The sequence below is a fragment of the Lysinibacillus sp. G01H genome, from assembly GCF_028872195.1.
GTDB classification, from domain to species: domain Bacteria; phylum Bacillota; class Bacilli; order Bacillales_A; family Planococcaceae; genus Lysinibacillus; species Lysinibacillus capsici.
The window spans coordinates 4,249,895-4,264,163 of the sequence record NZ_CP118397.1; the positions used below are offsets into that span (position 1 = coordinate 4,249,895).

At 34.4% G+C, this 14,269-nt stretch carries 16 protein-coding genes; 2 read left to right on the forward strand and 14 right to left on the reverse strand.

The window, feature by feature from the left end:
• Nucleotides 1–27 precede the first annotated feature (27 nt).
• The gene (locus PSR12_RS21575) at nucleotides 28–714 is read left to right on the forward strand and encodes an MtnX-like HAD-IB family phosphatase (protein WP_221681447.1); all 687 of its coding nucleotides are present in this window, start codon (nucleotides 28–30) and stop codon (nucleotides 712–714) included.
• 55 nt (nucleotides 715–769) lie between these two features.
• On the opposite strand, the gene zupT is transcribed toward PSR12_RS21575, so the two are convergent.
• The 8 genes from zupT to PSR12_RS21615 all read right to left on the reverse strand — a co-directional run bounded on the left by zupT (nucleotide 770) and on the right by PSR12_RS21615 (nucleotide 7,886).
• Nucleotides 770–1,579: a zinc transporter ZupT gene (gene zupT / locus PSR12_RS21580; RefSeq protein WP_016992734.1), complete on the reverse strand. Its 810-nt coding sequence runs from the start codon at nucleotides 1,577–1,579 to the stop codon at nucleotides 770–772.
• A 157-nt stretch (nucleotides 1,580–1,736) separates the two neighbouring features.
• Complete coding sequence (locus tag PSR12_RS21585) at nucleotides 1,737–2,345, reverse strand: phosphatase PAP2 family protein (RefSeq protein WP_221681449.1); 609 nt, start codon at nucleotides 2,343–2,345, stop codon at nucleotides 1,737–1,739.
• Between the two features lie 85 nt (nucleotides 2,346–2,430).
• Complete coding sequence (locus PSR12_RS21590; RefSeq protein ID WP_255601422.1) at nucleotides 2,431–2,562, reverse strand: hypothetical protein; 132 nt, start codon at nucleotides 2,560–2,562, stop codon at nucleotides 2,431–2,433.
• Between the two features lie 39 nt (nucleotides 2,563–2,601).
• Nucleotides 2,602–3,501 (reverse strand): hypothetical protein, encoded by a 900-nt coding sequence (locus PSR12_RS21595; RefSeq protein ID WP_221681452.1) that lies wholly within the window; start codon nucleotides 3,499–3,501, stop codon nucleotides 2,602–2,604.
• 422 nt (nucleotides 3,502–3,923) lie between these two features.
• Nucleotides 3,924–4,535, reverse strand: a complete 612-nt coding sequence (locus tag PSR12_RS21600; RefSeq protein WP_225341057.1) for a response regulator transcription factor — start codon at nucleotides 4,533–4,535, stop codon at nucleotides 3,924–3,926.
• Nucleotides 4,519–6,807 carry a sensor histidine kinase gene (locus PSR12_RS21605; RefSeq protein WP_274770480.1) on the reverse strand — a complete coding sequence of 763 codons (2,289 nt, stop codon included), beginning with the start codon at nucleotides 6,805–6,807 and terminating at the stop codon, nucleotides 4,519–4,521. The genes PSR12_RS21600 and PSR12_RS21605 overlap by 17 nt, the downstream gene beginning before the upstream one ends.
• 5 nt (nucleotides 6,808–6,812) lie before the next feature.
• On the reverse strand, nucleotides 6,813–6,971 hold the full coding sequence (gene comX / locus PSR12_RS21610; protein ID WP_221681459.1) for a competence pheromone ComX: 159 nt from the start codon (nucleotides 6,969–6,971) through the stop codon (nucleotides 6,813–6,815).
• Between the two features lie 12 nt (nucleotides 6,972–6,983).
• Complete coding sequence (locus tag PSR12_RS21615; RefSeq protein WP_221681461.1) at nucleotides 6,984–7,886, reverse strand: polyprenyl synthetase family protein; 903 nt, start codon at nucleotides 7,884–7,886, stop codon at nucleotides 6,984–6,986.
• 339 nt (nucleotides 7,887–8,225) lie between these two features.
• Between PSR12_RS21615 and PSR12_RS21620 the strand changes: the two genes are divergently transcribed.
• Nucleotides 8,226–8,771 carry a hypothetical protein gene (locus PSR12_RS21620; RefSeq protein WP_221681462.1) on the forward strand — a complete coding sequence of 182 codons (546 nt, stop codon included), beginning with the start codon at nucleotides 8,226–8,228 and terminating at the stop codon, nucleotides 8,769–8,771.
• Between the two features lie 91 nt (nucleotides 8,772–8,862).
• Here the strand turns inward: PSR12_RS21620 and PSR12_RS21625 are convergent, their stop codons facing one another.
• The 6 genes from PSR12_RS21625 to PSR12_RS21650 all read right to left on the reverse strand — a co-directional run bounded on the left by PSR12_RS21625 (nucleotide 8,863) and on the right by PSR12_RS21650 (nucleotide 14,260).
• Nucleotides 8,863–9,177 carry an antibiotic biosynthesis monooxygenase family protein gene (locus PSR12_RS21625; RefSeq protein WP_221681464.1) on the reverse strand — a complete coding sequence of 105 codons (315 nt, stop codon included), beginning with the start codon at nucleotides 9,175–9,177 and terminating at the stop codon, nucleotides 8,863–8,865.
• Nucleotide 9,178: 1 nt separating this feature from the next.
• On the reverse strand, nucleotides 9,179–10,204 hold the full coding sequence (locus tag PSR12_RS21630) for a siderophore ABC transporter substrate-binding protein (protein ID WP_221681468.1): 1,026 nt from the start codon (nucleotides 10,202–10,204) through the stop codon (nucleotides 9,179–9,181).
• Nucleotides 10,205–10,268: 64 nt separating this feature from the next.
• On the reverse strand, nucleotides 10,269–11,030 hold the full coding sequence (locus PSR12_RS21635; protein ID WP_221681470.1) for an iron ABC transporter ATP-binding protein: 762 nt from the start codon (nucleotides 11,028–11,030) through the stop codon (nucleotides 10,269–10,271).
• Nucleotides 11,027–11,980 (reverse strand): iron chelate uptake ABC transporter family permease subunit, encoded by a 954-nt coding sequence (locus PSR12_RS21640; protein ID WP_004231949.1) that lies wholly within the window; start codon nucleotides 11,978–11,980, stop codon nucleotides 11,027–11,029. Before PSR12_RS21640 ends, PSR12_RS21635 begins: the two co-directional genes overlap by 4 nt.
• A complete protein-coding gene (locus tag PSR12_RS21645; protein WP_004231947.1) occupies nucleotides 11,973–12,923 on the reverse strand; it encodes an ABC transporter permease in 951 nt (316 codons plus the stop codon). Before PSR12_RS21645 ends, PSR12_RS21640 begins: the two co-directional genes overlap by 8 nt.
• A gap of 284 nt (nucleotides 12,924–13,207) precedes the next feature.
• The gene (locus PSR12_RS21650; RefSeq protein ID WP_274770485.1) at nucleotides 13,208–14,260 is read right to left on the reverse strand and encodes a YkvI family membrane protein; all 1,053 of its coding nucleotides are present in this window, start codon (nucleotides 14,258–14,260) and stop codon (nucleotides 13,208–13,210) included.
• Nucleotides 14,261–14,269: the final 9 nt, after the last annotated feature.

Here is a 14,269-nt window from a genome sequence, read left to right on the forward strand (position 1 = left end):
TACGCGCTTTTCTAAGGAGGAATTATCTTGAAACCCATTATATTCTGTGATTTCGATGGCACAATAACAGAAACAGATAACATCTTTTCACTTATGACTGAATTTGTACCAGAAGAATCTGAGAAAATCGCTCAAGCGATGATGGAACAAACCATTTCATTTAAAGATGGGCTATCAGCAATGTTTCATCTACTTTCTACTCATCAAAAAGGTGAAGTCATTCAATATCTAATGGAGTCGGCAGTCATACGTGAGGGATTTGGTGATTTTGTCCGCTATGCTCAAAACAACGATATTCCATTTTATATTGTAAGTGGCGGAGTTGATTTTTTCATCGAGCCTTTAGTTGAAAAATTTGGTCCCTTTTCAGGCATTTACTGTAATAAAGCGGATTTTTCTGGTAAACAAATAGCGTTGATCTACCCAAATAGCTGCGATGAGGAATGCGCTAAATACAGCACACAAGGATGCGGTTGCTGTAAACCAAGCGTGATGCGGAAGGTTGCTAAGGAGGATCATTATAAAATTGTAATTGGTGATTCTCTATCGGATTTTGAGGCAGCTAAACTAGCAGATATTGTTTTAGCTAGAGATCATCTTATCCAACGCTGTGAAGAGCTTCATGTTCCATATAGACCTTTTACCACATTTCATGATTGTCTAAAAATAGTACAAGAGCTAGTGGAGTCCAAAAAAGCTATTGTTACACGCTAATAGAAAAAAGAAAAAGGAGCCACTTTTACAAAGATGTCTCCCTTTTCCTACTTATTTATGCTAATAATACTAAGCTAATGGCCATGACCGCCATCCCCCCTACTAGACCATACATCGATAAATGTGTTTCATCATATCTTTGTGCAGCCGGTAGCAATTCATCTAGTGAAATAAAGACCATTATCCCTGCAACCCCAGCGAAAACGATTCCAAACATGACATCTGTTAAAAAGGGCATAAGGAGCAAAAAAGCTACTAATGCACCTACAGGCTCTGCCAATCCTGATAAAAAGGATAATTTAAAGGCTTTCCTTCGATTACCTGTTGCAAAGAAAATAGGAACAGATACAGCAATGCCTTCTGGAATATTATGAATAGCAACTGCAATGGCAATAGCAATCCCTACATTCGGATCATTAATAGCTGACATAAATGTAGCGATCCCCTCAGGAAAATTATGAATTCCAATCGCCAGAGCTGTAAAAACGCCCATCTTCATCAAATGTTCTTCATTAACTTGAGGTTTGATGGCATTAACATCCTCTACTAGCTTTACTTCATGAGGATTAGTTGCCTTCGGAATGAATTTATCAATTAAGGCTATAAACAACATCCCACCGAAAAATCCAAGGATTGTCATCCAATAGCCATTGGTTGTACCTAATGCATTGGTTAAAGCATCTTTAGCTTTCACAAATATTTCTACAAGGGATACATAAATCATTACCCCTGCTGAAAAACCCAATGCTAATGATAAAAATTTTGTATTTGTTCTTGAAGTAAAAAATGCTATTAAACTACCTACACCTGTTGCAAGTCCAGCAAACAGGGTTAATCCTAATGCCAGTAAAACATTTCCGTCCATGCCCTTCTTCCTTTGCTCTTTTTCTTATTGTACTCATCTTAACGTAGAAGTTTCCTATACGCAATTCTTTTTTATAAGGCAAATATCATTCTTTACAATGTCTCGGTAAAATGTAAAAAGCAGTATCTATCATAAGAAATAGATACTGCCTGTCTTTTTATTTATGATTAGATTGAAATAAACGTTTACGCCGTTCGTACCAAATGACACAGATGATAAACCAAGTATAGCCGATGCTCCAACCAGCAAGTACATCTGTAGCAAAATGTCGAGCTCCTGCAATACGTGATAAACCAATAAGCACCATTAAAATTGTTGCCCCAAGCCACAGAAGGATTTTACGTCCTTTACTACTATTCTCCGCTAAAATATAAGCAAGTGTAAATAAATAAAGTATACCTGTCATCGAATGTCCAGATGGAAAACTAAAGGATGTCAGTTGATCCTCAATTTCAGGTCGTGGACGCTGCTCCCATTTTTTCAGTAATTGGTTCAGAACATTGCCTGCTGCAAAAGTTAAGACAACAAATAGCATACCTCGATAATTTTTTACCTTCCAAGCTAAATACACCATTAAAACTACTGCAACAGCAACAACAAATTTAGGCTCACCTATATAATGAAAGATCTCAATAAAACGATTACCCAAAAAAAGTTCTGCCATCTTTGCATCAAATGTATTCATCAGCTGACTTTGATAAGTGGCCCTTAATACTATAAAAACAAATAACGTTATAACTGCTAATGGATATGCCCATTTTTTCATTTTTTCACCTCAAAAAACATTCATGCTATGTCCTTCACATCATAACACAAATAAATCTTTTCTGAATGAAATATAGGCCTACATTTTAAGAAAGATTTACACCATTGACCTCTTGATAAATAGAGATAGATTCTTCATCTGGTTTGTTAAAGTAATTGGAAACAGCCAATGCAACAATGAATAAAATGGCTACTATAGGTAGTATTCTTCTAAACATCCTAAACACTCCCTTATTCTTTTACTAGTCCAAATTTGTCTACTTAATTAGCACTGGATCAAAAAGCCAATCTTTTGGACCAAAGTTTGCATCCTTTTCTCCTCTAACCTCACGTGAAATACCATATTTTATAATAGTTTCTCTAAATCTTTTACTAAACAATGTCTTTCTATATAGATATCTTCCGTCATGACTACACTCAGCTGAGTAGAAAACATCACCTTTTAAGTTTTCCAAATCTTCATGATGATAAATATCAGGACCATTAATGACACCATTTAAACCACAACTGCACGGAGGTTGCTCAGTTGCAAAGTATAATTTGACTCTGTCCTTACTACACTCAGGGAGCATTTGTATAGGAATAATTTGATAAGCTGGCTGTTTGCCTTCTTCAGGGCCTTGATGGATCACCTCTAAAAGCTCATAGCCTTCTAGTTTTTCTCTTTTCATTAATGATACTAGTTCCTCAGAAGCTACCCAATAACCATTTACATGCACTAAATGACGATCTTTCATCTGCGTAGTATCGATGACGATTGGTGATAGCTGTTCTTTATCCATGAGCCCACAACACTTACAATGTGTACTCAAAGAAAATAGTGTCCCTTTATCTTCTAAGAACATTTCTGGTGAATTACCTGTTGAATTTAAAGTAAATAATGGTGCTCTTTCATACTCTATATCTGAAAATTCAAAATAAAACCGTTCTCCGATTGAAACGATTCCAAATTCACGCTCTAACGACTCATATAAAGCTGTTACCTGCTCGTATGTTACATCTTCATTTAATGTAAAAATAGGATTAAATTTTGTTTTTAAGTTTCTTTTTCTCAATTCAGGCGCACCAATAGCAATACCATGACGATTATAAACGTTAATAACTTGATCTTGACTAGTTTCATCTATGGAAAACAAATTTTCAAGTTCTACTTTCACAATACACGCCTACCTTTATAAAGTTTTATGGTGAAGTATATTGACTAGCTAGTAACATTCTACAATCTACTAACGCTACTTTATTCATAGATAGTCAGGCTGCTTATTTAATAAAATGATTTATATATTACTCACTAAAGCAAATCTACTTAACCACTGTTAATTTAAGCGTACCAGTAGTTATACCGTTATTTCAACTTCGGGTTTACGCCAATTTTCTGGCGTGATTCAGACAAATTTTTGGCGTGATTTGGCGGTTATAAAAAAACACCGCCACTTTTTTGGCGGTGTCTATCATATTTTATAGGCATTTTAGTATAGGTATATGGTTTTATTTTACTAAGGTAATATATAGGATATTTAATTCCCATAATGCTACCTATTAATTGAAAAATATACCAACAGTATAACATAGAAGTAGTTTAGAGTAAATTCATTCTCTCAGCAAGATTTACAGCTTCTGTTCGTGAATCTACATTTAACAAAGAAAAGAGTTGAGTTAAATATCTCTCCGTTGTACGTTGAGGAATATTTAATTCAATAGCGATAGCTTTATTTGTGTGCCCCTCTGCAATGAGTCTTAAAATTTTCTTTTCCTTTTCATTTAAGTGAATATCTTTAGCACCTTGCAGTTTAAATTTATCATCCAGAAAATCTAAGAAATTTTTAGGTAAAACAATTTCACCGTTTGCAATTGCCCTTACTGTTCTTAATATTTGCTCTTTCGAAGCTGTTTTAGCTAAAATGCCTTCTATTTTTCTTTCTAAAATGAGTGGATAATAATCCGTAATATCATCACCTGTGTAAAGAATAACTGAAGCATTTGACTGAATAGCCTTGATATTACGGGCTAGGTTAATTCCATTTTCTAATGGCATATTGATATCTATTAGATAGATATCGTACGGTTTATTCTTTATCCTTTGAATAACACAAGTTGCATCACTTTCCGTATCGATGATAATATCTTCATTCTCTTGAAATAAATTTTTAGTTCCCTCTAACACTATAGGGTGATCATCCACTATGAGCATCGTAATCAAGTGTTTCACTCCCTTCTTTCACCATGATTCTAATAAACATCCCTTCATTGATATTCGAGTCAATAGTAAATTGTCCGTTAAACGCTTTTACGCGCTCCTGCATGCCTTGAATGCCCATAGATTCTGCTACTATAATGTCCTCTACATTACAGCCTACACCATCATCTTTATAAATGATTTCGAAACCATCGTTCATTTCTTTTAAATGAATTTCAACTGATGCTGCATAGGAATGCTTTAATGCATTATTAAGTAGCTCTTGGAATAAACGATAAATCATTAAATTCATACGCTCATCCTCTAAATAAAGACGATCAATGGTGTAAATAAGAACGAAGTTAGCTCTTTCTTGAACTTTTCGAATCAATTTTTCTAATGCAGCATTTAAACCTAATGTATCTAGTAACGGCGGTTTTAGGTTTTCACAATAAGTACGTAATTCATGTAAGGATGCAACCATTTGTTTATGAATTTTTGCAAGCTTATCTTGAATATCCGTTGTATTTTTTGCATTTACTAGGACATCCACCTCGCGGGCTATATGAAGTTGCTCCTGTAAATTAGTGTCATGTAACTCTTGAGCTAACTGGTATTTTTCTTCTTCAAATCTTAGCCATAATAGTTTATTCAGCCACGGTAACTGACCGTCATCAGCTTGCTTCATATGCTTCAGTTCCTCTAGCAGCTCTTCCACCATCTTGGTATTCTCAATAAAATTGTTTACATATAATAAGAGCAGTTCAAGCCATAAAAGCTCCTCATCTTTTAAATGGATCGTATTATTATGCCCTAGCACTAACGCTCTTTTAAAATGTGCATCCTGATGGAGGAATGCTATATAAACTTTGTCAATTTTGCGTATTTCACCTAATCGGATTTCTTCCATTATGTCAGGATCTATCGTAATACTTTCACCAGCTATTGGTATAAATTCATTTTTGTCATAGTTATATGTTAAGACAAAAACATCCTCTAACTCCAGATGCATGGAAACCTCATAAGCAAACTTTTCTAAAAGTTCGTCAATTTTAATTGTTTTCCCAATTTTATCTACGGCTGTATATAGCTGATGAATATAGTCACCCTTTGTGGAAAATAATATTTTTCGCTTACGATAATCGACCTTCTCCTTTACGTAGAAAAGTATGACTAATGAAGAAAATGTAAAGAAAGATACCCCTGACATGACAGTCATGGTTAAATAACGCCCTGCAATAAAATATAGTCCCACTGTAAACCATACAGTAAAGATTAAAGAGAATATAACATAATAACGTAATCTTGTAATATGATACTCAATATCAAATAATCTCTCTGCTAATTGCGTAAAAATAAAGCTAAAGGGTATAAGCAATAAAAATAAGGAGCTTATCTCAGATGAAAGTATATACGTATGAAAAAAAATTTTAGGGAGTGCATATAAAAAAAGAAATGGTAGAAACGGTATTAATATACTATTTAATAAAATTTTCAACTGAGGTGAGCTGTACTTAAAATAGCTTATTAATAAAATACTAAGGATGATCACTAGGAGAATAAAGAAAATAGCCAATATAACATTGGAAAGAATATCATTTGAAGCAGGATAAATAGTACCCATACATCCTAATACAAAAGCTATGAAAGGAAGTATATAAAAGAGCTTGATATTATTTGTAAACACCCAATTTGTCTTCACAAATGAATAATAATTTCTCAAAAAATGTAATAGTATAACTAAACATAACAGCATACTACTTCGATTTACGATAATGCCAATCGTATCCATCCTACCAGAGACACCACTACTTACATAAGCCAAAGAAACCGTTAACATAAACAGAATTAGTAAGTCCGCTAATTTTGTATTCCTTTGTTTGAAATGTAAATAAAATGCAACAAATAATGTTAATAAATAATAACAAGCTGGAATGATTAATACATAAATGAATTGTTGAGGGATATCCAAATGCTTAATATGTATATTGATTAGATCTCCATCGGGCTTCAGTATTGTTATTTCATTAGCAGATAAAATTTTAGATTTATATCTTAGTTGATTTAATTCATTGATGGGTTCATGATCTACAGTTAAAATTGCATCACCAACAGAAATATTTTGACCCTCTGCCCAGTCTTTATAATAAAGTTGAGAAATGACCCATTTGTCATTCTCTTCTTCTACCCCAATCTGAATATAAGGCTCGCTATAATTCACATAATTTAAATAAAAACCAATAATTAAATAGAGAATTATAGCGGGCCAAAACAACTTACTTCGCAACTTTCTTAGTTCCAAATATCACTTTCTGTATTCATTTCACCGTTAAACGCTTCTAAAATTGCTGTTTGCTCTACAGATGAAACTCCAACTAATGAGGCTTTTTGTTCTTTTAATAGTGCAACTAGGCTTGGATTTTGCTCTAAATATTGGATTACATTAATCATTTTTATCTCTCCTCATTTCAATAGTTTTTGTAGGTATTCTCTACCTACCTGATTTATAGCTACATTTTCAAGGAAATTCAATGCTTTAAATTTATAGACGTTTTTTATGGTAATGGCATAACGTATCGCCCCACCATTTGTCAACGCGTCTTCTGTTGCATTATTATCCAAATCTGTAACTATATCATCATTATAATAGCTAGAAACAGATTTTGAAACATCATTTTTCTGTGATAAAAGATAAATAATAGGCAGAGAATACCTTTTATTTAGTAGATCATTTTTCGGCCCCCACACCTTTAAGCTTTGAATATCATTTTTAATTTGTTGGATGATCCCTATGTATTTCCCATATTCCTCTACTTCTTGAGATATTACTCCTTTTGCAAGTACTTCGCCAACCAAGCAACCCATTGCTGTTAATGATCCGGATTTCAAGGTAATCATTTTTACATAGGAATCTTCATCGCGACAACTATTTAGTAAGTCTAATTGCTGTCCATTTATACTTTTTAATGCGTATTCATTAACTATCTTTATAGCTGCTCTTTTATGTTCAAAAGAGGTTTCTTCTATTGTTTTAGACGCCATGATCAGCATAGCTAAAGCAACGTTTAATGATAATTCAGGTGTTTTGTTCCAACTATAGTCTGAATCTTTATCCTGCAGATCATCAATAATATCAAAAGACAATATTAGAAGTTCAATTGCAGCAGCTACCTTGTAGATATCTTGATTTATACTACTTGAAAATGCTTCATAATGCCAAAAACACATTTTACCAAAGGAAAAACCTACTGTTGTTTTTTCTTCTTTAAAGCTTTTTAGCATTAATTTTAGCTCAGTTCCAAGTAGCAGCTCATTTTCTATAAGGATGTCTAATGATTCATTGATGTGTACATCTAAATCCTTCAATAGTCCTCTCCCCTATCTAGTGTATTACTAGATATTATATAGATTAGTGGGAAATAATACTAGTGACACAATTATATAATACATTAAATACCATTAATTCCTTTATAAAGAGAAAGACCGCCAAAAAATGGCGTTATTCATGCATACCACGCCAGATTTTTGCTAATTATTACTAAAAAAATGGCGGTAGAGAACCAAGTACCGCCATTAAAGTGGCGTAAACTTACCATTGAAATGGCGCTCTAACAGATGTTACGCTTAGATTAGCAATAAAATATATTTATAAAGTCAGGATAGATTGATGAACATGAAATCTTTTTGTACTGGGAGTGACTTAAAATGAATGAAACTGTTTTCATACTTACGGCTACTTTTTCATGTAATATCTCTGTCTCAGCTGAAGAAATTACAATTAAACAGCCTAGTAATGATCAACGACGAATTGAACAAATCATAATTCAATCTGAAGTAAAAGCCTATCAAGATACACTGGCTGCATATAAAAATATTTCACCCTATTCAAAGTATATTAGTGATATTCCTGGATTTGAGGATACATTTCAACAAAAACGAGATTATTATATTGAGCAATATGGCATTATTAGAATATCAAACGAAAGTATTTCTACTATGTCATTAGTCAATCCTTTCACTTTTGGTTTAAATATAGATTCCCCTATAGTATATGTAACGCCACATGACACAATTATTAATGCAAGAGGGCTAGCAATGGCGGCCAATGCATCTAATAATAACAATCATTCAGATAGTTTGGATGAACTTTGTAATACAAGTATCTCAGGCTTATCCATTAATGAGAACACAATATCCTTTAATATGGATTCGACATTTAGTAAATGGCGAAAACCAACTATTAAACATTAACTCATCTATCAGCTAAGCAGGTCACAATGATTGTGACCTGCTTTTTGTGTAATAAAAAGGTGTCTCAATCCCTTGAGACACCTTTAGATGATTAACCTTTTACATAATAAACTTCTTGTCCGCTTTCAATGATATGATCAGGCTTTGGCTTACCTGCGCTTGCCTTATGACCAGCAATATGCTCAGGGCTCTTCTCCCAATTCTTCCATGCTTCTTCTGATTCCCAACGAACCATCACTAGCACTTCCTCATCACCACGGCGAACTTTCTTAACAAGTACCTGTTTATCAATGAAACCAGGTTGTTGTTCAAGTAATGATGGTCCGTTTGGATTAGCACCAAAACGTTCCACCACTTTATCCGAATGCCCTTCCGTCACAACGATACGTTTAATTTGTACAAACATATTAGTTAAACGCCTTTAATACATCTTCAGCTTTTTGTGTTTCTGACTGTAAACCGCCACCTGAAAGGTACCAAATTTCTGGATCTAGGTAGAATACTTTACCGTTTTTCACAGCGTTTGTTGCACTTACGATTTCGTTTTCAATTGCAGCTTTTGTACCTGATTCACCGTTTTCATTTACAACAGCGTCACGGTCAATGACGAATAAGATATCTGGGTTTTTCTCACGTACGAATTCAAAGCTTGCATTATCACCATGTGATTCGATTTTGAAACCACTAGCTTCAGCTACAGCTTTTACACCATATACATCATGAATCACACCGAAACGTGAACCAGGACCGAATACTGATAATGAACCTTCACTACCTAAAACGATTAACGCTTTTTCTTCTGTTGCAGTAGCTTTAGCTTTTACTTCTTCTACTTTTGCTTCATATGCAGCAATTGCATCTGCAGCTTCTTTTTCTTTACCAAAGATTTTGCCAGCTAATTCTGTATTAGTTTTGAATGACTCTAAGAAGTTAGTATTATCTACACCAATGTATACTGTAGGAGCAATTTTAGATAATTCAGCATAAGCTGCTGAAGCACGACCAGAGATGAAAATAATATCTGGGTTAATTTCAGATAATTTTTCATAATCAGGCTCGAACAATGTACCTGCGTTTACATAAGTGCTATCTTTAAACTTGCTTAAATATGCTGGTAAGGAGTCTTGTACCACTGCTGTAGGATTAACGCCTAAAGCATCTAATGTATCTAGGAAACCATTATCAAAAACGACAACTTTTTCTGGCATTTTATCAAGTGTTACCTCTTCAAATGTTGTACTACCGTCACGACCTTCAACTGTGCTACCTGGAATTGTTAGTGGATATACCGATGATTCTCCATTTTTTTCTTCAGCTGGTTTGTCAGTTGAAGTACCTTTATCATCTTCTTTTGCTTCATCTTTCGAACCGCAAGCAGCTAATACTAATAACATCATTGCCATTAGTACTGTAAGTAATTTCCATTTTTTCATTGTGAAATTTCTCCTTTAATTAATATATTTGATAGTTAGACGGTTTATCCATCTGAAACTATTTTTACGAATTAAAATAAACACAAATTCGACAGCCATCCTGCTCTTGAACAGGAATATCCATATCATAAATTTCCTTCAATGCATGTGAGTTAATAATGTCATTTGTAGGACCATTTTTAACAACACGGCCATCTTTTAATGCAACAATATGGTCAGAGTAAACAGAAGCAAAATTAATATCGTGTAAAACGATAACCACTGTTTTGCCTAACTCATCAACCAACTTACGTAAAATCTTCATAATCTGGACAGAATGCTTCATATCTAAATTATTTAATGGTTCGTCCAGTAAGATATATTCAGTATCTTGGGCAATAACCATTGCGATAAATGCTCGCTGACGCTGACCACCTGAAAGCTCATCTAAATAATTATGTTGCATATCTTCTAAATTCATATAGCGAATAGCTTCGTCCACTTTTTCTTCGTCATCAGGTTTTAAGTGTCCTTTTGAGTAAGGGAAACGGCCAAAAGATACAAGCTCACGAATCGTAAGACGAACATTCATAAAGTTTGATTGCTTTAAAATCGATACACGTTTAGCAAAATCATCCGATTTCCAGCTACGTACATCTGCCTTATCGAGTAGTACTTCGCCAGTATCTGCATTCAGTAAACGACTCACCATAGAAAGTAGCGTGGACTTCCCTGCACCATTCGGTCCAATAAACGATGTGATTTTTCCTGAAACAATATCAACACTTACATCTTGAACGACAGGTTTTTTACCAAAAAACTTTGTAATTTCTTTGACTTGTATCATCCTGCTGACCTACTTTCTCTTAATAATAAGTAGATGAAGTATACCCCACCCACAAAGTTAATAATGACACTAAGTGTAGTAGTGAAACTAAATAAACGCTCAACCATCCACTGTCCACCGACTAAAGCTACAACACTCATTACACAGGAGCCAGTAATTAAGATGGAATGCTTGTATGTTCTAAAATACTGATATGATAAATTTGCAACGATTAAACCAAAGAACGTGATCGGACCAACAAGCGCTGTCGAAACAGCAATCAAAATTGAAGCTAAAATTAACATGCGTTGTACAAGCTTATCGTAAGGTACACCTAAATTTATAGCTGTGTCTCGTCCTAGAGACATGACGTCTAATTGATTCATATGACGAGCACCGTAGATAAACGTTATTAAAATGATAACGCCTGCTAGCCAAACTAAATCTGAATTAACATTATTGAAACTTGCAAACATTTTACTTTGTAAGCCTAAAAACTCATTCGGATCTATTAATACTTGGAAGAACGTAGTGATACTTCCTAAAAACGTACCAACAATCATTCCAACAAGCAGTAAAAAATAAATCGGTCGCTTTCCTTCTTTAAATAATACTCGGTAGAAAATTAAAGCGAATAAAATCATCGCCCCTATTGCAAGCGTAAAATTATAGTAGATATTAATAACTAATATGGATGTAGAGCCAAAGAAGAAGTAAATGCATGTTTGAATTAACATATACAAAGCATCTAAACCCATGACACTTGGTGTTAAAATACGATTATGTGTAATTGTTTGGAAAACTACTGTTGAATAGGCAATTGCTATACCCGTTAATGCCATTGCCACAACCTTTATGACACGGCGTGGAAAAGCATAGTGATAATTACCATTGAGTTCCCAAAATAAATATAGGACAACTGCTATAACAGCGAGACCTAGTAAAATGAACATTTTTGTACGATTACGCATATGCTCTCCCCCTAAACAACATGAATAGGAAGATGGCACTTCCAATTACACCAACAGTCATACTTATTGGTATTTCATAAGGGAATATCAGTACTCGTCCTAAAATATCACAGAATAATAAGAATGACATACCAAGTAATGCTGTGTGCGGCAAGGTTTTTGCCAAATTATCACCTTTAAACAGGGAAATAATGTTCGGAATAATCAAACCAAGGAATGGAATGATACCGACTGTTAACACCACTGTCGTGGAGATAAGAGCTACCAACACCAAGCCTAAATTGACTACAAATTTATAGGATAGACCAAGATTTTTTGCAAAATCCTCTCCCATCCCAGCTACTGTAAAACGATTTGCGTAAATGTAAGCTAAAATGAGTATTGGTACACTTACGTATAACAGTTCGTAACGGCCTTTCATGATTAATGAGAAATCTCCTTGTAACCATGCAGAAATGTTTTGGATAATATTCGCCTTATAGGCAAAGAATGTTGTAACAGAGGACAAAATATTCCCAAACATTAAGCCAATAAGCGGTATAAAAATCGCATCTTTAAACTTAATTCGGTTTAATATTTGCATAAATAGTAATGTGCCGGCTAAAGCAAATATGAAAGCGAAGGAAATTTTTTGGAAATACGTAACGTTCGTAAAGAACATCATGGAAATCAATACACCTAACCGTGTGGCATCTAATGTACCAGCTGTTGTTGGTGAAACGAATTTATTCCTACTTAAGCTTTGCATAATTAAACCAGCAATACTCATACCTGCACCTGCCAGCAAGATTGCAACAAGTCTAGGTACACGACTAATTAAAAATAGTCTAGCTTCTTCTGATTGGAAGTCTAATAGGTCGCTAGGCTTAATATCTACTACTCCGATAAAGAGCGACACTATAGACAGCACAACAGTTGCTGTTAAAAGATATCTTATTTTCATAGTAATCCCCGGTAGATTTCATTTTTGTGTGTAACTCACTTATTAGTGAAAATGATTATCATTACTCACGATTTCCATTATAAGCATGATTTTATTCTCAGTCAACCAGCAAATGAGAATTATTCTCGTTTTATTAATGATTAACGAAAAAATATGCCAAATTAACGAAATATCAGCATTACCATAAATCAATCAACAGAAATAATTCACTATTTCTACAATATTTTTATCCAAATAAAAAGGTAATTGAGAATGAAATCTATTCCTCAATTACCATTTTTATATTAGATAATATTTTTTGTGCCTCTTAACCATGCAGAAATAATGAATATGATTAATACTAACCCTACATAGCCCATGACCGCGTATAATTTAGCTACTAGCGTTGTGAATCCTACAAGGCTTGCTAGAAAACCGAGACCACCTATAAATATGACTGCAACCCTAAAGCTTGCTCCGCTTGGCTCGAAAAACCTTACCATAAAGGAATATAGCATCCCTACTGCCGTATTATAAATCATTCCCAAAAGAGAAATAGTCATTAATACTCCAACAATCGGATGAATTTCATTCGCTAACGCTAGCATTGGAATGTCTAGTCCAACAATGATATTCATCTTTGCTAAAAGGGAGAAATTCACAAGCAAGATTAAAGCACCTAACAAAATCCCACCAATTATACCACCCATTCCAGCTACCTTATGATTGCGTATGGATCCACACATAACAGTCAATAAAGAGAAGCTAACCCCTACATTGAACGACATGTACAATAAAGCCGTTACCCACCAACTTTTCTTACTTATTTGAGCCTGTTGAGCAATAACTGCTTGCTCTGCAAAGGTAAAATCCATCGTGGCAATAGCATAGATAGCGATGATGGACACAACTGTTAGTAGATACGGTGTGGCAAGTGCTATGATATTGATGATACTCTTCACATCCATCATGACTGTGGCTACTGTAAGTAAGATCATACAAATACTCCCTAACCAACTAGGCAGTCCAAACATTTGCTGAAATGTTGCACCAGCCCCAGCAAACATGATGACAGCTACACCAAATAAAAAGAGTGATAGAACTAAATCCAAGACAAAGCCCATAGTATTCCCTGAAATTTGATAAATCAAATCCTTATGGGACGATGTACGAAGCCTAGAGCTCACTTGAGCAACACACATTCCAACAATTGAGAAACCAACCATAGCTAACAATGCTCCATATATTCCTTTAAAGCCATAGCTTGTAAAATAAAGGACAATTTCCTGCCCTGATGCAAATCCTGCTCCAACGATAATCCCCACATAGGCACCACCGATTTGCAAGCTTTTTTTCAAACAGTTCTC